This window comes from Campylobacter anatolicus, from assembly GCF_018145655.1.
Classification (GTDB): Bacteria; Campylobacterota; Campylobacteria; order Campylobacterales; family Campylobacteraceae; genus Campylobacter_A; species Campylobacter_A anatolicus.
Window position 1 is genome coordinate 224988 of the sequence record NZ_JAGSSY010000003.1, and the last position, 17077, is coordinate 242064.

General features: G+C 34.5%; 20 protein-coding genes and 1 other RNA gene. 6 read left to right on the plus strand and 15 right to left on the minus strand.

What is annotated here, in order from left to right:
* Window positions 1–74: 74 nt before the first annotated feature.
* The 9 genes from KDE13_RS06430 to KDE13_RS06470 form a co-directional block, all read right to left on the minus strand.
* Window positions 75–608 carry a superoxide dismutase family protein gene (locus tag KDE13_RS06430; protein WP_212143156.1) on the minus strand — a complete coding sequence of 178 codons (534 nt, stop codon included), beginning with the start codon at window positions 606–608 and terminating at the stop codon, window positions 75–77.
* Between the two features lie 65 nt (window positions 609–673).
* Window positions 674–1435 carry a TIGR02757 family protein gene (locus KDE13_RS06435; RefSeq protein ID WP_229204380.1) on the minus strand — a complete coding sequence of 254 codons (762 nt, stop codon included), beginning with the start codon at window positions 1433–1435 and terminating at the stop codon, window positions 674–676.
* Window positions 1435–3306, minus strand: coding sequence for a flagellar hook-associated protein FlgK (flgK, locus tag KDE13_RS06440; protein ID WP_212143157.1), 1872 nt, complete (start codon window positions 3304–3306; stop codon window positions 1435–1437). The genes KDE13_RS06435 and flgK overlap by 1 nt, the downstream gene beginning before the upstream one ends.
* 2 nt (window positions 3307–3308) lie before the next feature.
* On the minus strand, window positions 3309–3731 hold the full coding sequence (locus KDE13_RS06445) for a flagellar export chaperone FlgN (protein WP_212141070.1): 423 nt from the start codon (window positions 3729–3731) through the stop codon (window positions 3309–3311).
* Between the two features lie 18 nt (window positions 3732–3749).
* A complete protein-coding gene (locus KDE13_RS06450) occupies window positions 3750–3950 on the minus strand; it encodes a flagellar biosynthesis anti-sigma factor FlgM (RefSeq protein WP_212141069.1) in 201 nt (66 codons plus the stop codon).
* 53 nt (window positions 3951–4003) lie between these two features.
* Window positions 4004–4306: a rod-binding protein gene (locus KDE13_RS06455; RefSeq protein WP_212141068.1), complete on the minus strand. Its 303-nt coding sequence runs from the start codon at window positions 4304–4306 to the stop codon at window positions 4004–4006.
* On the minus strand, window positions 4306–5364 hold the full coding sequence (locus KDE13_RS06460; protein ID WP_212141067.1) for a flagellar basal body P-ring protein FlgI: 1059 nt from the start codon (window positions 5362–5364) through the stop codon (window positions 4306–4308). Before KDE13_RS06460 ends, KDE13_RS06455 begins: the two co-directional genes overlap by 1 nt.
* A 72-nt stretch (window positions 5365–5436) precedes the next feature.
* Complete coding sequence (gene rsmD / locus KDE13_RS06465; protein WP_212143158.1) at window positions 5437–6006, minus strand: 16S rRNA (guanine(966)-N(2))-methyltransferase RsmD; 570 nt, start codon at window positions 6004–6006, stop codon at window positions 5437–5439.
* Window positions 5999–6343: an ornithine carbamoyltransferase gene (locus KDE13_RS06470; RefSeq protein ID WP_212143159.1), complete on the minus strand. Its 345-nt coding sequence runs from the start codon at window positions 6341–6343 to the stop codon at window positions 5999–6001. The genes rsmD and KDE13_RS06470 overlap by 8 nt, the downstream gene beginning before the upstream one ends.
* A gap of 99 nt (window positions 6344–6442) precedes the next feature.
* On the opposite strand from KDE13_RS06470, the gene KDE13_RS06475 reads away from it, so the two are divergent.
* From KDE13_RS06475 to KDE13_RS06490, 4 genes are read left to right on the plus strand one after another with little or no spacing between them, the layout of a single operon-like run.
* Complete coding sequence (locus KDE13_RS06475) at window positions 6443–6811, plus strand: FlaG family protein (protein ID WP_212141064.1); 369 nt, start codon at window positions 6443–6445, stop codon at window positions 6809–6811.
* A gap of 2 nt (window positions 6812–6813) precedes the next feature.
* Entirely contained in the window at window positions 6814–8607 is a 1794-nt protein-coding gene (gene fliD / locus KDE13_RS06480) for a flagellar filament capping protein FliD (protein WP_212142073.1), read from the plus strand.
* 8 nt (window positions 8608–8615) lie between these two features.
* Entirely contained in the window at window positions 8616–8987 is a 372-nt protein-coding gene (gene fliS, locus KDE13_RS06485; RefSeq protein WP_212141062.1) for a flagellar export chaperone FliS, read from the plus strand.
* Window positions 8984–9202, plus strand: coding sequence for a hypothetical protein (locus KDE13_RS06490; protein ID WP_212142074.1), 219 nt, complete (start codon window positions 8984–8986; stop codon window positions 9200–9202). Before fliS ends, KDE13_RS06490 begins: the two co-directional genes overlap by 4 nt.
* A 10-nt stretch (window positions 9203–9212) precedes the next feature.
* Here KDE13_RS06490 and rnpB read toward each other — a convergent pair.
* The 3 genes from rnpB to KDE13_RS06505 all read right to left on the minus strand — a co-directional run bounded on the left by rnpB (window position 9213) and on the right by KDE13_RS06505 (window position 11893).
* Window positions 9213–9532, minus strand: an RNA gene (gene rnpB, locus KDE13_RS06495) — RNase P RNA component class A.
* A 440-nt stretch (window positions 9533–9972) separates the two neighbouring features.
* Window positions 9973–11097, minus strand: coding sequence for a tRNA pseudouridine(13) synthase TruD (gene truD / locus KDE13_RS06500; RefSeq protein ID WP_212143160.1), 1125 nt, complete (start codon window positions 11095–11097; stop codon window positions 9973–9975).
* Window positions 11075–11893, minus strand: coding sequence for a thiamine-phosphate kinase (locus tag KDE13_RS06505; protein WP_212143161.1), 819 nt, complete (start codon window positions 11891–11893; stop codon window positions 11075–11077). Before KDE13_RS06505 ends, truD begins: the two co-directional genes overlap by 23 nt.
* Window positions 11894–11983: 90 nt before the next feature.
* Between KDE13_RS06505 and KDE13_RS06510 the strand changes: the two genes are divergently transcribed.
* Together KDE13_RS06510 and KDE13_RS06515 are read left to right on the plus strand one after the other, a co-directional pair.
* Window positions 11984–13033 carry an HdrB C-terminal domain-containing protein gene (locus KDE13_RS06510; RefSeq protein ID WP_212143162.1) on the plus strand — a complete coding sequence of 350 codons (1050 nt, stop codon included), beginning with the start codon at window positions 11984–11986 and terminating at the stop codon, window positions 13031–13033.
* 10 nt (window positions 13034–13043) lie between these two features.
* Window positions 13044–13628: a flavin reductase family protein gene (locus KDE13_RS06515; protein ID WP_212143163.1), complete on the plus strand. Its 585-nt coding sequence runs from the start codon at window positions 13044–13046 to the stop codon at window positions 13626–13628.
* A 474-nt stretch (window positions 13629–14102) separates the two neighbouring features.
* Here the strand turns inward: KDE13_RS06515 and KDE13_RS06520 are convergent, their stop codons facing one another.
* The 3 genes from KDE13_RS06520 to KDE13_RS06530 form a co-directional block, all read right to left on the minus strand.
* Window positions 14103–14699, minus strand: a complete 597-nt coding sequence (locus KDE13_RS06520; RefSeq protein WP_212143164.1) for a LysE/ArgO family amino acid transporter — start codon at window positions 14697–14699, stop codon at window positions 14103–14105.
* A 40-nt stretch (window positions 14700–14739) separates the two neighbouring features.
* The gene (locus tag KDE13_RS06525) at window positions 14740–16542 is read right to left on the minus strand and encodes a menaquinone biosynthesis decarboxylase (protein ID WP_212143165.1); all 1803 of its coding nucleotides are present in this window, start codon (window positions 16540–16542) and stop codon (window positions 14740–14742) included.
* A gap of 307 nt (window positions 16543–16849) precedes the next feature.
* A complete protein-coding gene (locus KDE13_RS06530) occupies window positions 16850–16996 on the minus strand; it encodes a hypothetical protein (protein WP_212142080.1) in 147 nt (48 codons plus the stop codon).
* Window positions 16997–17077 lie beyond the last annotated feature (81 nt).

Consider the following 17077-nt stretch of genomic DNA (forward strand, 5'->3'; position numbering starts at 1 on the left):
CAATAAATTTTAAAAATTTTAGATAAAATATGTAATTTATGAGCCTTTTTCAAGGCCCATGAGTAGTTTGGTTATCAATTTATTACGCCACAAACCATTCTGGCACCGCCACCACCTAGTGGCTTTGGATGATCACTATGGTTATCGCCACCAACGTGTATCATTAGCGAATGTCCTTTTAACTCATCAACACTCTTAATCTTTGGAGCTAAAACAGGATAAACAGCGTTACCATCAGCGTCTACGTAAAGTGCCGGTAAATCACCTTTATGTCCGTTGTCATCCCAAGAAAATGAGTGCTTTTTGGTATCAGTTGGATCCCAGTGTCCGCCAGCTTTCATACCTACACCCTTCTCAGTTGAGCCACAATCAGGGTTAGTATGTACGTGAAATCCGTGAGCACCAGTTTCAAGACCTTTTAAATTTGGGAAAAATGCAACACCATAGTTTGTATCAACGGCTACAACTTCACCAACAGCTTTGTTGCCTTCCAGGCTTAGTTGCTCCATAGAAATAACCACGTGTTTACCAGCTTTTGGGTCAAAGTGCCCATCGTGTGCAAAAAGCATAGTTGCAACAAGTGCACTTAATAAAACTAGTTTTTTCATTTATACTCCTTAATAAAAAATTTTATTAATAGAAATTTATCATAAAATAGTAAAGATATGGTAAATTATAAATTTAGCATTTTACGCACACGATCAAGCTCACCGCTTTGACCTATGCGATAGAGTGCAAAATCGTATTTTATAGGGTCTTTTGGATCATATTCACGTAGCTTTTGTGTTAGTTCTAAAACTGCTTTGAAGTCGTAACTTTTACGATTTATCAAGCCTAAATTTAGTGAAACTCTATGTGTATGTACATCAAGCGGCATAAGCAACTCACTCTTTGGCAATGTTTTAAACAAATTTAGATCAATATCACTATCTCGTACCATCCATCTTAGATACATATTATAACGTTTATAGGGCGATATTGGAGCGTTTTTAAAATCTCTACCAAAGAAAAATTCATATCCGTCCGAGCGATAATCATTTAGCGAGTAAATAAATTTAATAAGGTCATTTATCCCATCTATCATCTTGCCATCTCGCTCAAAGCCGCTTTTTACAATATCACATATATCTGCACTATTTTTTAACCGTGAAAGAGTAATGAAAATCTGCCTTACATCTTCGCAAGTTTGAAAGCGGTATTTATGAGTTTTTAAAATTTTAACAATAAAATCTTCACTCTCATCAAGCAAAGTAAAATCAAGAGAGTTTAAAAATTTAACTATAAGCTTAGCGTTACCGTAAGCAAATAATGCACATATAAGCGAGATAAATGGGTCTTTAAATTTAGTAGCAACTTGCAGTGGATCTGGTGCATCAAATAGTGCTGTGCTGGTATTTTTCTCCAGCACGTAAGCATCTAAAATTTCTTTAAGCATTATCTTTTTAGCGAAAGCAGAGTATCAAGCATCTCATCAACGGTTGTGATGATCTTTGCAGACGCTCCATAACTTGCTTGAAAACGTATCAAATTTGTAAGCTCTTCATTTGTGTCAACGCCACTAATAGACTGAAATTCCGATTGAGCGGTTTTTTGAAGTGATGTATTTGTATCGTTTGTTATGTTGTTTGACTCTGTATCGCTTGCGATATTAGTCGTAAGATAGCGATAATACCCCTCGATCGTCTCGTCACGATTTAGTGCTATGCCATTTGAATAAAATGTAACCTTTTTATACTGAAGTTGCAACATCTCATTTGCTACTTTATTATTACCCACTATAGGTGTCGAGTAGGCACGTAGTTTTGTATGATCTTGAGTAAAGTCGTTATTTATATTTATGTTGCTAGCATTTGTACCATTGAAAAATCTATTAGTACCGATAACTCCTGGAAAATTTGTGCCTTTATCAACTAATGCTATGCTGTATTGCCCCTGCAGTTGCTTTGGGATTATGCTAAAATTACCGATATTTTTTTGTTTATCATAATAATACGATGCGGTAAAATAGTCATTAACGTCATTTGTCATATTGTTGTCATTATTATCATCAGTATTTGAATTAAAATCATCAACAATAGAGTTGCCGTATGTAGTGTCATTCATCGTAGTTGTGCCATTTACATTTATTGTTTTACGAGCGATCTCTTTGCCTTGATTATCATAGACAATGACATCAAAACTACCATCTTGGATAACATTGCTAAAATTTCTAAGCGTTTTATCATCTTCAAGATAACTAAAATCATTACTAGATGAAATTTCTACAGCTGATTTTGAGTAGATATTATTTGTATTTACTATCAAAGTTTGAGCGAAAGTATCAAGATTATCTATATATTTTTGTATCATTCCATCGCTAAATTTTTGTGTGCTAGGGTCATAGTTACGACCGCGAAGATCAAGTGTTGCACCGATCTTGCCATTTGTTATCTTATCCTCCATTGGTATGCGTTTGCCATCTTCACGCTCATAATAAATTTTAGTAAAGCCATTATTATCTTTAGTATCTAGCGAAAGTTTATGATAGTTTATCCCATCAACAACACTTACGCCACCTATATTTAAAGTATAGTATCTACCTTGATCGGTTATACCAGTATCGACTGTAGCGTCGCTTCTAAGATCACTTTTAAAAGATGAAATATTTACAAGTTTTGATAGTGCAAGTTCTAATTCATCGCGTTTATCTCTAAGATCATTGGCATTTATCTTTATGCCTGCATCCGCCCCAGCTTCGACGCGTTGAATCTCCTTGTTTATGTTTGCGATCTGTTTTATCTTGTCATTGATCTCTTCAACATTTATCCGTATCGTCTCATCTACGTTTTTTTGTAAAGATGATAGTGTTTTTGCTGATTCATTCAGTCTTGATGTCATAACGCTAGTTAAATTTATTAAATTTATCTTTTGTGATGCTTCGTCTGGATTAGAGGCAAAGTCGTTCCACGCACCAAAGTAATTTTGTATATCTTTTATTAATCCTTTGTCATCTAGGTCTGGAAAATTTTGTGCTATCTCCTGAAGTATGCGTTGTTTATATTCGGTATTTTCTAAATTTGATGAAGCATTTTTTAATCTTGAATAGACAAACTCATCATGTATGCGTTTTATGGTATCTACTTGTGTGCCAGTGCCGACGCCACCTGAAACTGTATTCATAGCCATAGACGCAGACTGGACAACACGCTGTCTTGTATAATATGAGCTATCTGCGTTTGAAATATTATTTCCAGTTGTGCTTATCTGTAGCTGTGCGGCATTTAGTCCAGAGACACCAGTATTTAAAGACATAAAGATATTTGCCATTATTAAACCCTTGATTTATATATATTATTCTTATCAATTGAGCCATATTCGCTAACACTTTCACCAAAGATCTTTTTACTAAGAGAATCAAAAAATCCTTTTACGGCTACAACGTGTTTTGCATACTCTTTATTTTTAGCGTATAATGTTTCGAGCTTTGAACGCATTAATACAAGTTTATCCTTTATCTCATCATCTAGCACATCAGTAAACGTAGTGGTGTTATTCTCTTTTGATACACGAACTAGCTCTGCATCAAGTGCCTTTTTAGTCGCTTCAAATTCTTTAACCAAAGCATTTTTCTTTTTTACGCTCTCGTCAACAGCTGAATGCTTAGCTTGTTTGATATTTTCTATATCTTGCGTAGTTATCTCTATAAGAGCGTCTATCTCGCATATGGCTTTGTCCAAATATCTCTTTAACATTAACTTCCTTTAAATTTATCAAGCAATTACTTCAGCTACTGCCTTTGCTGTCTTTGAGATGTCTATCTCGTAAGTACCATTTTGTATCGCTGATTTTATTGCACTAAATTTGTCGTTTACCTTAATCTCACTAGCCGAGATTTTAGGCTCTTTTTTGACGTTTGATTTACCAAATGTATTTGACTGAATACTTGATTGTGAGCTTATTGAGCTTATCATATTGTTTCCTTTAAATTTTATTCAGCTATTACATCGGCAAAATTTGATTTTTCTTAAGCCTCTCGCTTTAAAAAATCATATAAAAGTTGTGAAAATCCAAGTCCACCACTTAACGCTCTACTCATCGTATCATTATACATTGACTTATATATGTCAGATCCAGCCGCTTTTGGAAAGAGCTGATTTTGCTCGTCATCTTTTAAAGCTATATCTAAAACGGCTTTTATCATAAACGACTCAAATGCATCAGTTTGTTCACGTAAACGCTCATTATCTTGTTTTTGTTTTAAATTTTTTATCTCGTCTGCACTGATCGCGTTATATGCGTTTAACGCCATTGTGTTATCTATCTGCATTAAATTATCTCCAACGGCACATGTATGGCACCGACTCGTTTTAAGTTCTCAAGTATTGAGATGATATCAGTCGGTGTCGCACCAAGGCGATTTAAGGCTCTTGTTATGTTTGCAACAGTTGTTTTCTCACCTGAAACTTTGAGTAAATTTGCTCCTGGTGTGATCGCTATATCGCCTTGTAGATCAATATCTCCATCAGCTATATCATCGTATGTATTTGGCTCGATTTTGATAGTTATATTACCGTGTGTTAGCACGACCGGATCGATAACAGCATCTATACCACTGACTATCGTGCCTGTCCGTTCATCGATGATGATCTTTTGCTCCATCTCATAATCAATATCTAAATTTAAAACACTACTAACAAGCTCGATAATATTAGCATCTTGCGGTATATTTAATACTATTGTGCGTGGATCTATCGCTTTTGCTATCTCATCGCCGATGTTAGCATTTATAGCATTTTCTATATCGATAGCAGTTTTAAAATTTGTATTTTTTAAACTTAAATTTATAGATTTTTGATTGTAAATATCATAGATAACCTCACGTTCAACTAACGCTCCGTTAAATATTGTCCCGGCTGTTACGTGATTACCACCAGCATTTGCTCTACCAGCACTCTTGCCGCCGATACTCATCGATCCTTGTGCTAACGCATATATATCGCCATCTACTCCTTTTAGCGGTGTCATAAGTAGCGTTCCGCCTTGTAAACTCTTAGCATCACCGATCGATGAGATAATGACATCTAGCTTATCGCCATGTCTAGCAAATGGTGGCAAAGTCGCCGTTACTATGACTGCGGCAGTATTTTTTGACTTTATATCATCTGGATTAATCTTAACATTGACAGTTTGAAGCATATTTGATAAAGATTGAAGCGTAAATTCAGACGTTGAGCCATCTCCAGTGCCATTTAGTCCTACAACCAAGCCATATCCTATAAGTTGATTTTCACGCACTCCTACGACATTTGCTAGATCTTTTATCTGTGTTGAAAAGGCGTTAGTAGCTAAAAACGAAGCCAAAATAAAAGATGAAAATTTAACCATTTTTATTCCTAATTTTTATACTCTATTAAGTTTTGAAGCAAAAAGCGTTCCAAAGAAAAGCTAAGATAAAAATCAAGCAAAATAAGAAAGTGTTGTAGCTCCAAATTTTTTAAATTTTACAAGGGTAAAATCAGCAATATTTTTACTAAATTTAAAACTACTTGCATGTTCAAAAACTATCATAAAAATTTTATCTCTTTTAAATTTATTCACAAGCTCGACAAGTGTGTCATATACGCCATCAAAGCCTTCTTTAGTGTCAAAAGGTGGATCAAGATATAATAAAACTGGTTTTGTTTGTTTAGCGATAATATCTGGCAAAAGAACGAAGCTATCGCCATTTATCGCACTTAAATTTATAGAATCGATACTTTGCATATTTTTTTGAGTTATCTTAAAGGCGAATCTGTCTTTTTCTATCGCAATAGCTTTAAAAGCACCGTTACTAAGAGCTTCACACGCCATTACTGCACTTCCTCCAAAACCCTCGATAAACACCTTGTCTTTTAATTCACTTCTAAGTGTATCAAAAAACGAGCCTTTAACTATGCTCTTTGTACTTCTAGTAGTATTTAAATTTGGCAGTTCAAGCCTTCTGCCTTTAAATTTTCCGCTTGATATTATAGTGTAAAGCTTATTCAAATTTTGCCCTTAAAAGTGCTATAAGATCGGCTTTAAATTTATCCACCAAAGCACCGACTTGAGCTTCTATATCAACATTTTGTATCTCTTTGTGTAAAACTTGTTTAAGTTGAATGGCCGAATAAAACTCATCTAACATATTAAAAAGGGTATTTTTGCTAAATGGCACACTAAGATGAGCGGCATTATCTGCGATGATAAACTGCGGTTTTTGTATGTTTAATCGTCTATCGGTTATTACAAAATCACAATCTTTATAGTGAGAAATATGGTCTTTTAAAAACAACATAAGCGAGTTTTGCAATAAAATACACTCGCATTCACAAGAAATTTTCATTTTTTTGATCCTTTTTGTGGATTTTATCAAATTTATATATAAATAAATTTAAAATATTGCCGATATAACTCCTGTAAGGAAATTTTTAAGGAGTAAAATATGGAGATTTTCAAGGTAGCCAATCAAAACGTTGAAGCGTCGTTAGCTACTACTGTGCAAGAATCAAGCCAGACTAGACAGATCGAACAAACACAAATTAGACCTGATGTAGTCGAAGACAAACAAGAGCTGTCTCAAGAAGATATGGTAAAGATGATAAATGAGGCAACTAATAAGCTAAATGACAATATGGAAGCACTTGATACTAGCGTAAGATTTGCCTATAATGACAAAATACAAGCCCTTTATGTAGATGTAATGGACTCAAAAACAGGTAATATAATAAGAAAAATCCCAAATGAGCAGATTATAAAATTAAGTGAATATTTTAGAGAGGCCATTGGAGTTTTATTTGACAAGAAAGGTTAAAAATGGCATTAGGAACAGTAACTTCACTAGGACTTGGAAGTAACGTTTTAACGCAAGAGGTCATCGATAAACTAAAAGCAGCAGATCAAAAGGTACAAGTAACGCCAATAACAAGCAAAATTGAAAAAAATGTAACAAAACAAAAAGATCTTTCGTCTATAAAGACGCTTGTAAGCACTCTTAAATCATCAGTTTCATCACTAAGCAATGAGACTTTATACCTAAAACGTGGCACTACTTCAAACGGCACAAGTGCCACACTAGTAGCTGAAACTGGTGTAAATTTACAAGATTTTGATATAGATGTTAAGCAATTGGCACAACGTGATGTATACCAAAGCTCAAAATTTAAAAGTGCAGATTCTATCATTGGTAAAGCTGGATCTTTTAATCTAAAATTTGGTGGTATAGACTACAAAATCGAAGTAAAATCATCAACATCATTTCAAGAACTAGCCGATATGATAAATGAAAAAACTGGTGGTGACGTTCAAGCTAAAATTTTAAATGTCGGCGGAGATAATCCATACCAGCTAATACTTCAATCTAAAAATACTGGTGCAGATAACGCTATAACATTTGGTGATATCGCTACTAGTGGCACACAAAATAATGGAGCAGTAACTTCAAATGAGCTTTTAAAAGTATTTGGCTGGGATACAGACAATATCGAAAGTGCAAGAATTTCAAAGGCACAAGATGCAGAATTTACCTACAATAATGTAAACATAAAGCGTAGTTCAAATGAAGTTAAGGATTTAAGCGTTGGTTTAAGATTGACACTTAAAGAGACCGGAAAGACATCATTTAAGATCACAGAAGATACAGAAGCTATAAAAGAAGAGATAAATAATCTAGTAAATAGCTATAATAAACTTATGAATAACTTAAGTGTAGCGACTGATTACAACTCTGAAACTAAAAATTCAGGTACATTCCAAGGTGTAAACGAAATAACAAGTATTAAATCAACGATAAATAAAATTCTATTTTCGACTAAAACCATTGGCGACCAAGATAGTTTTAGTTTGCGTTCAATGGCTGAAGACGGAAATATTAAAAAAATACCAAGAAGCTCAATATTTAGCTTAACAGACTTTGGCCTTTCACTGAGTGAAGATGGGCTTTTAAAGCTTGATAGCTCAACGCTAAACTCAAAACTAACAAGTAATCTAAAAGAAGTGCAGAAATTTTTCACCGGTAGCACAACATACTCAACCGTCCAAGTAGTAGGTTCAAAAGCTGTAGAAGCTGGTGAACTTGAGCTGACAGGTAACAATTTAACTATAAATGGCACACAGATAAAGCTAAAAACGACTAGCAGCCATACATCAAAACAAAACGCATTGACGTTACTTCAAGCTATAAATGAGGCTGGCATAAGTGGCGTAAAAGCATCGCTTAACAATTCAGAAGATGGCATCATCTTAAAAAGCACAGACGGCACGACTATTGATATCAAAGGAGATGATAATATTTTAAATAAATTTGGGTTATCATCGCTTAGCGTATCATCTAAAAAGACAACAACAGAAGGTGTATTTTCATCTTTAAACACAGCACTTGATGGTCTTACAAACAAAGACAATGGCTCTTTAACGCTTTACGGAAAGCAACTGACAAATGAAAAAATAAAGCTAGAGACTGAAAAAACAAAGTCGGCTGAGAGTTTAAATACAAAATATGAGATTATGAGTGAAAGATTTTTAGCTTACGATAAAGTCATAGCAAATTTAGAGAGGCAATTCTCAACACTAAAGACGATGATAGATGCTGAACTAATATCAAAAAAGTAGGAATTTAAATGCAAAATAACTTAGCTTACGCAGCCTATTCTCAAAATACCGTTGGAGGTATAGAATCCTCCGAAAAACTCATCGAGATGCTTTATGAGGGAATTTTGAGATTTATTTTTAGAGCAAGAAAGTCTATGCAGAGTAATGATGTAGAAAAAAAGGTGTATTTTATAAACCGTGCAAATGCAATATTTATAGAGCTTTTAAACTCACTTGACTACACTCAGGGTAATATCTCGCACTATCTAAGCGGACTATATGCTAGACAAATTCAGCTACTCTCTCAAGCAAATATAAGCAACGATGAAAAGCACCTAGACGAGGTCGTAAATGTCGTAAAACAGCTACTTGAAGCGTGGAAAGAGGCGACTGCACAATGACTTGGCTTAATAAATTTAAAATAGCTATTTTAAACTCAGACTTACAAACTATAGAGAGTTTAATAAGTGAGCGACCAAGCAAATTCACAGATATAAATGAAGTACAAGAGGCCACTATACTCACGCAACAAGCAATAAAAATATTTAAAGAAAGTAAAAACTCCTTAAGTTTAGAGCTAAAAAAGCTAAAAAACATCCGTAACTATATATCATAAATCTATAAATTTAAGTGGCACGGCGATAAGCCGAGTTCTGTCGTGAGTGATTATTTATCTACGCTGGATTTTACAAACCAGCTCTAGCGAAGGGTTAAAATAAAGACTAAAACCATCCCTTCTTGCTGCAAGTTGGGTTTATAAAGCCGTCGCATTTTCACGCAACGCTGGTGGGCTCTTACCCCACCGTTTCACCTTTACCGCCATTAGCGGCAGTCTGCTCTCTGTTACACTTTCCCTTAGGTTTCCCTAGCCATCCGTTAGATGGAACTTCTGTCTTTTGCAGCTCGGACTTTCCTCTTCTACTGAAGCAATCACTTACCGTGCCAAGCGTGAATTATAACTAATTTTAAACACTTTTCCAAATTTTGTCAGTTATCTTACCCATGCCAAGCTCATAATGCTCGCCATTTTTATCATTTTGGTACAAAAAATATTTAAAATTTAAAAGCTTATAGTAAAACCATCTAAAAAATTATCAAAACTCATCTAAGCTTTTAAGCTCCTCATTTTGATCGTTTTCGCATTTATCATCATTTTCATAACTTAAATTTTACAGCCAACACTACAATCATATTTATCTGTCAAACATTCATCATTGCAACAACCCTTACTCTCATCTACTTCCTTCAAATAATAACTACTCTCTACTATTATTGACAAAGCAACTCTAAACGTCAAATGGTAACGTAAGCACATTTATATTTTGTGTTTTTGCAACTAAAGTAACTATGCAAAAAATCTTCTAAACCCACTCTAACCGAGAAATTTCACTCAAAAATATCTCTATGCAAGATCTCTTCTAATACAACCGTAGCATACGACCCTTTTTGCAATGTAAATTCCATCGTAAAATGTGCATTTTCAGGGATATACTTATACTTTACGCTCTCAAGATAGCACCACGCAAATCTCCTACTACAGTTCATCTTATCCTCAAACTCACGTGCTTGGCTAAAAATTTCGTCTTCAATAAGCTTTGCTGTGCCAATACTTTTATATGCCTTTGCACCCACGATAAGACCACAACTAGTTATATCACGTGCATTAAAACGAGCCAGTTCAACGTCTATATCCTCACATAAAAAGCACTTTCCATGCGGATAATGCCCTAAAACTTCGCCACTAATTAGCTTATAAAACTGCTTTTGAGTCTTTATGCTTTTTATCTCATCAAGGCTAAAAAATTTATAAATTTCACTTAACTCTTTGACGCTAAAATCCTGCATAAACCTTGAAATTTCAACACGTTTACTAAGCCAACGATTAAAAAGATCGCTTTGATACGCCGATATAAGAAACTCGCTCATTCTTGGGTTGTTTAGCCGTTTGCCATTTAGTGTTCCTTTTTGTAATAGCTCAAACCCACTTTGTGCGTTATCCCCGAATTTACCAAACCTTTGATAGCCAAAGTAGTTTGCGTAGCCAATCTTATCAAGTGTTTCAATAACATTTGAAAGCTTTATTGCTTCACTTGGTAATACCTTTTTAAGACGAATAAAAAAGCTATTACCTTTTAAATGTCCTATGCGTAGCTTATTATTATGAGCTGTTACGTTTAAGATCTTCATCTTTTCATGGTTAAAATTTGATAAATTTGCTTCAAATTTACGTGGTAAAGAGATAAACTGTGTTGTCATTCCTTGCTTATCTTTTAGCCCAGCATAGCCAAACTCACGTAGTTTTACGCCACTAAAATCCGCCAATGCTCGTAACGCTTCTTGTGTCGTCATATCTTTTTTAACTATCTCAACAATAAGATGTTCGCCCTCGCCACTAAACTCATAAAGCGGTATCTCACGCACGACAAAATCGTCAGAATTCTTACTAAAATACGCATTTATAGTTGTATGAGTGAGTGCATACATTGGCTTAAAAGTGGTGATTTCTTGCATAATATTTAAATTTTCCTTTCATTGCTTTTGCAAATATATTTATCTTCGTGCGTGTTTTTTGTGCTATTCGTCTCATTTTTTGTAGATTTTTGGGAGCAAAAGTAAATAGCAATTCATACTCTTCTCCACTATTTAAAGTACTCTTTGGTAGCCTTTTTTTAAATTTTACGCCGAGCTTACTAGCACTTACTAGCTTTGCCATATCCACACCAAGTCCGTCAGATATATCCATAGCTGAATTTATAAAATGTCCTGCTTTTTGCATAAATTTATCTTTTAAAATAGGTCTTTTAAAACGTGAGTGAGTGCCGATCTGACCGCCATTTTTAAGAGTTTTTAAATTTTTTAAACTCTCACCTAAGTCTCCAGTAAAAGCAATCAGATCTCCAGCTCTTGCTCCACTACGAAATATAGGCTTTTTTGTATGTGATATTATCGTAATTGCAATGCTTATCTTATCACTTGAAATTGTATCGCCGCCGATGATTTTCACACCAAATCTCTCACACGCTTCGTCTATCCCTATATAAATTTGCTCTATCTGCCTCGGATTTATGCTTCGTGGTAGTGAAAGTGCGACAAGAGCGTATTTTGCGTCAGCATTCATTGCGATAGCGTCTGATATATTTACAATCATAGCCTTATAGCCTATCTCTTTTAGTCCCAACCAATTACGCTTAAAGTGCGAATTTTCAGCGAAAATATCACTTGAATAAACCCACTTACCAATCACCGCACCATCATCACCGATAAATTTATTTTTGATTAGATTTATTAAAAAGCTCTCTTTATTCATTTTACGATTTTATAAAAAAATGAGTTAAAATCTACTTCAACGCTATTTTAAGCTAAAATTTTATATCATTATCCTTAAAAAGGAGATAGGATGCTAAGTGTAAAAATCTTTAAATTTAATGCAAAAAATGATATTACAAGCCATTATAAACCATTTATTTTTGATAACTTCAACTTTTTATCTCTTAATGAGTTGCTAAAAGCAACAAAAGAACAAGACCCCTATCTCGACTTTAAAGATTTAAAATATGTCAAAGTAAATGGTATGATAGCTCCGCTTAGCTGGAATTTTAAAGACATTATGCCACATAACAATAAGCTAGTCATCGAACCACTTAGTATACGCAGAGCAGTAAAGGATCTTATTATTGATACTAGCGATTTTAAAGATAGTTTTGAGCGTTTTGCCAAGTTCTGTAACGACGAGGACAGAGTTGAGTTTAATGAGCTATTACCATACTTTTATGCTGGATATATAAGAGAATTTGAGCCTAGTTTTATGGGTTGTTCTGGGATAATTTTTGCTAAATATCTATGTGAAAAATATCCGCAAAGACAAGATGAAATTTTAAATGTAGTAAAAGATGATATTTTTATTGCTGAGACTTATTTAGACGGCTATATCTGCTGGTCTGACGAAATTTATAAAGAGGCATTAAAATGGCTAAAAGATAGACTACCACTCCCGGGTATAAGTAAGTTTGAGAGTGAGTTTTACAGCGTTAAGTTTAAGCCACAAAATTTAGATCAAAATAAGATAAAACACGATTTTAACGGATTTAACATAGCATTTTATGGCGATAGTAAAACAAAAAATGCTATGAATTTAAAAGCCAAATTTATTAAACTAGACTCTATAAGTCTGCCTTGTGGATTTAACCTGCTTAAATTTAATAAACCACTTGCCATTAAAATCGCCTCTAAGATCGTATTTGATGCACTTGATAATGGAGCTGATTTTATGCTAGTTGATAGCACGGAGGCGTTTTATATGTTTGACTCATTAAGTAAAGAGTTACAAAAAGTAGCATGTAGAGAGTTAAATAACTTTTTTATTTTAAAACTTGATGAATTTTATGCCATATCTTGTGGAGAAATGCCACAATATTTAAAAATACATAGACTAAAAGTAACACTATAAAGGATAAAAAATGGCAATCAAACCAGTAGAGTTAAACAAATTTTATCGTTTGTTAAATATCGGTAGCACAAATATCATCTCAGCAAAATTTAAAGAGCAAGAAAATGCGATGTCTGCTACTTGGGCGTATCCGCTTGACTATGCCCCTATGCCAAAGGCGATGGTTGTACTAGGTGATGATAGCTTTACACGCAAACTTATTTTAAAAAGCGGCTTTTTCGCCATACAAGTACCTGTGGCACCACAAGCACATATGGTTATGAAGCTTGGCACAACAAGTGGAAATGACGATAAAAACAAGATCGCAAACTGCGGTGCAGAGGTCTTTTATATAGATGGTTTTGATTTGCCACTTATCAAAGGTTGTATCGGTTGGGTTATATGTAAACTACTGCCAAATGAAATGAATCAAAACGAACACGGACTTTTCATTGGCGAAGTCGTTGGGGCGTTTAGCGATGATAGGGTTTTTGAGAATGGTCATTTTAAATTTGATGAAGTGGGCGACGAGTGGCGAACTTTGCACTATGTGGCTGGTAGTCAGTTTTATCTCATCGGTAAAGGACTAAAAACAAATATAAGCTTGGATGCATAATATAAGAAATCTAAGGGCGACTTTAGAGACTATAATGCTACTAGGCAATTATGAATTGTCTTAAATACAAAAGCCTTTATTCTAAACGGACAGCAGACTTTATTATAGATAGTGCTATGCTAGAAATTGCACAAAAAAGAATAGATGGGTTAGAATAACACGTTTTGCGTATAGCTACAAGATAAAAAACACGATTTTAATTTCTATACTCTTAATAACAATGAAACATTTTTGTCTTTACCAAGCTATCCTTGCTAGAACTTAGCACCGGCATAAATAAGCAAAACAATTTCATCACTCCATTTATCTCATTTACAAAAATGCCTTACCTTTATGCTCTGCAAAAGCTAGTTTTTGCTTCATTAACAGCCGCTAAAAAGCCCTACTAACTTTGCCACTTTTATCTATGCTACAAAATTTCTTCTCGTCACAAACCCCAGCGTAATCGCTATAAAAATTTTCTTATTTTTATCCTTATAAAAGTAGCGAAATTGCCAAAGCAACCATTACAAAACCAACGATAATCTCAAGCATCTTCCACGATATAGTCTTTGAAAATAGCGGTGCTAAGAGCCTTGCACCATATCCAAGCGAAAAGAAAAAAGTAAAACTAGCACACATCGCACCAAAGCCAAATATAAGTGAGAGCTCACCAAATTTAGTTGAGACCGAGCCTAGTAGGAGGACCGTGTCAAGATATACATGCGGATTAAGCCATGTAAATGCTAAAGTCAAAGTCATTATCTTACTCAAACTAGGAGCTTTATGCTCTTGTGGTTTTAGCTCGTGGCTCATAATATAAGCCGTATAAAAGCTCTTTAAGCCATAAATAAATAAAAATGCCGCACCACCGTAACGTGCCACGTCTTGCAAGTGGGTAAATTTCTGCACCAAATACCCAAGCCCAAACACACCAGCCATTATCAAAACTGCATCAGACACCGCACAGATAAGACATACAATAAAAACATACTCTTTTTTAATACCCTGCTTTAACACAAATGCATTTTGTGCTCCAATAGCTAAAATCAATGATAATCCAAGCCCAAATCCTGAAATAAACGCGTTCAAAATTTTCCTTTTAAATTTTTAAGTTATAATTAAAATAATATCAACCAAATATCTCAAATTTCTCAAACAATTCAGGCTCATTTTTTACAATACCGCGTTTTATCAAGCTTTCTATAACTTCATAAGTGCAATCAGTTTGAGCTGGCCACTCGCGGGTATAACCATCTTGTTTATCTTTGCTTGTCGCATCTATGCAAAATCTCTCGTCTTTTATAAATATATCACGCAGAGCATCTATATTATTTACAACTCGCCAAAGCAACATGTATACGTTATTTAAGTGATTTTCAGTGCCAACAAAGACAAGTAACTTAAAGTGCTGTTTAAATTCCATTAGCTTTTCAAAAGTTTCTTTTACAAGATTTGATTTATCAAATTTTATAATACATATCGGACATTTTGTGTCGGTTTTGTATTGTTTTAACTCCAAAATACCACTTGAAATACTTTTAAATTTAAAAAGCAGTTTGTCGTCACTTAAAATTTCTAATATCTCGCTACTTGAAAAGTCTTGTGTAACATCAACACCAAGCTTACCGCCAAAGCATGAGTTTGGACTAGCATGGTCTAACTGGTCGCACACTCCCTCGCTTATCAACAAACTTTTTGTCCCCAAGCGGTTTAGTATATAGTGTGAAATTTGCCCGTAGTTTTCTAAATTTGGTGCATCATTATCTACAAAGATTGCGTGTTTTACAAAGCTCATCTGCCCTATGCCCCAAAATGCGTGCATAGCCTGTTTGGCATGAGCCGGATAAAGCGTATTTAATTTAGCTAAGATTAGATTATGAAAAACCCCATTTTCAGGCATATTATAATCAATCAGCTCTGGCACTGTCGTTTGCAAAAGTGGCAAGAAGATCCGCTCAGTCGCCCAGCCCATATACTTATCCTCAAGTGGTGGCTTACCAACAACAGTAGCATGATAGACTGGGTTTTGCTTATGCGTGATAGCAGTTACATCCATTACCGGAAATGGTTCAATCGGCGTGTAAAATCCAGTATGATCGCCAAATGGTCCCTCAAGCTCAGTCTTATCCGTATCCACAAAACCTTCAATAACATAGTCTGCATCAAATGGTATATAAATTTCATTCGTAAGCGACTTTACGAGTTTTGCAGGACTTTTACGTATAAAGCCATAAAGCAATAGCTCAAACACACCCTTTGGCAACGGTGCTTGACCACACCAGATATAAAGCGGATCGCCACCTATTGCTACAGAAACTGGCATTTTTCGTCCTGCTTTTTTATACTCGTGGAAAAAATTTGCCCCATCTTTGTGTATCTGCCAGTGCATACCAAGGCGATTTTTATCATAAACCTGTAAACGATACATACCAATATTTTGTATATCTCCATCAAGACTTTGTGTATAGACCTGCCCCATCGTGATAAATGCTCCACCGTCCATCTCCCACGTCTTAAGCACTGGCAACTCGTATAAATTTATATCATTCTGCAATACCTGCTGACACTCGCCACGCCCATTTAGACGCTTTGTAAATACCTTTCGCATGGAAAAAAGATAGCTTAAAAAATTTAATTTATCACTGAAATTTTTAGGTCTTTGGGGCTTTAAAAGAGTTGAGATTTCACTCGCTATCTCATCTGGATCTCGTCCAAATATTAGCTTTAAAGCAGCTTTTGAACCGTAGATATTTGTCAACACTGGCGGATACTTTTTACCATTTTTGTCCACAACATTTGTAAAAAGTAGAGCCTGGGAGCCTTTACGCTTTACCTCTATGTAACTAGTATGTGCTATCTCAAGATCAATATCAATAGGCTCATTTATTTCGCGAAGCAATCCATTGTCTTTTAAAAGTTTAATGTAGTCCATTTTAAGTCCTTAATTTTAAAGGTGATTATAGCAAATTTAAGAGTGATTTTTAAATTTATGTATCAGCGATTTAGAAAATGCGATATAAATAACGATAAATGTATAGACAAATCCGATAAAGGCTTGATGTATGGTAAATAGACACAATGTTAGTTTTATTTTAGCTATTTTTGGACTAAAATTTTACTTTTTCATCTTAGTTTTTAAGTCAAATTTAAAACCAATTTAGTATCTAGTGCAAAGTTTATTAGTAATGATGCAAATCTCGCCAGATTTTAACATGTCTGTCGTTAAAGACAGCTATTTACTATTGTTCGTAGCCTTTTGCTAGTTTTATAGCACCCAGCAAGCATCTCATATTTGGCATTTTAAGTAAATTTGACTTATATACCATAAATTTAGCCATATCAAAATACTGCCAAGTTTTCCCATCAAATCCTAATATTGCAACCACATACTCTTTGGTTAAGTTAATTTACTACACTTAATTACTAAAATATAACTATTTTTATAATAAAGTTATCTCTATGGCTTA

Excerpts from the sequence above, each read along its gene's own strand:
- KDE13_RS06430 (WP_212143156.1), bottom strand. The coding sequence starts at position 608 with ATGAAAAAACTAGTTTTATTAAGTGCACTTGTTGCAACTATGCTTTTT.
- KDE13_RS06435 (WP_229204380.1), bottom strand. The coding sequence starts at position 1,435 with ATGCTTAAAGAAATTTTAGATGCTTACGTGCTGGAGAAAAATACCAGC.
- flgK (WP_212143157.1), bottom strand. The coding sequence starts at position 3,306 with ATGGCAAATATCTTTATGTCTTTAAATACTGGTGTCTCTGGACTAAAT.
- KDE13_RS06445 (WP_212141070.1), bottom strand. The coding sequence starts at position 3,731 with ATGTTAAAGAGATATTTGGACAAAGCCATATGCGAGATAGACGCTCTT.
- KDE13_RS06450 (WP_212141069.1), bottom strand. The coding sequence starts at position 3,950 with ATGATAAGCTCAATAAGCTCACAATCAAGTATTCAGTCAAATACATTT.
- KDE13_RS06455 (WP_212141068.1), bottom strand. The coding sequence starts at position 4,306 with ATGCAGATAGATAACACAATGGCGTTAAACGCATATAACGCGATCAGT.
- KDE13_RS06460 (WP_212141067.1), bottom strand. The coding sequence starts at position 5,364 with ATGGTTAAATTTTCATCTTTTATTTTGGCTTCGTTTTTAGCTACTAAC.
- KDE13_RS06470 (WP_212143159.1), bottom strand. The coding sequence starts at position 6,343 with ATGAAAATTTCTTGTGAATGCGAGTGTATTTTATTGCAAAACTCGCTT.
- KDE13_RS06475 (WP_212141064.1), top strand. The coding sequence starts at position 6,443 with ATGGAGATTTTCAAGGTAGCCAATCAAAACGTTGAAGCGTCGTTAGCT.
- fliD (WP_212142073.1), top strand. The coding sequence starts at position 6,814 with ATGGCATTAGGAACAGTAACTTCACTAGGACTTGGAAGTAACGTTTTA.
- fliS (WP_212141062.1), top strand. The coding sequence starts at position 8,616 with ATGCAAAATAACTTAGCTTACGCAGCCTATTCTCAAAATACCGTTGGA.
- KDE13_RS06490 (WP_212142074.1), top strand. The coding sequence starts at position 8,984 with ATGACTTGGCTTAATAAATTTAAAATAGCTATTTTAAACTCAGACTTA.
- truD (WP_212143160.1), bottom strand. The coding sequence starts at position 11,097 with ATGCAAGAAATCACCACTTTTAAGCCAATGTATGCACTCACTCATACA.
- KDE13_RS06505 (WP_212143161.1), bottom strand. The coding sequence starts at position 11,893 with ATGAATAAAGAGAGCTTTTTAATAAATCTAATCAAAAATAAATTTATC.
- KDE13_RS06510 (WP_212143162.1), top strand. The coding sequence starts at position 11,984 with ATGCTAAGTGTAAAAATCTTTAAATTTAATGCAAAAAATGATATTACA.
- KDE13_RS06515 (WP_212143163.1), top strand. The coding sequence starts at position 13,044 with ATGGCAATCAAACCAGTAGAGTTAAACAAATTTTATCGTTTGTTAAAT.
- KDE13_RS06525 (WP_212143165.1), bottom strand. The coding sequence starts at position 16,542 with ATGGACTACATTAAACTTTTAAAAGACAATGGATTGCTTCGCGAAATA.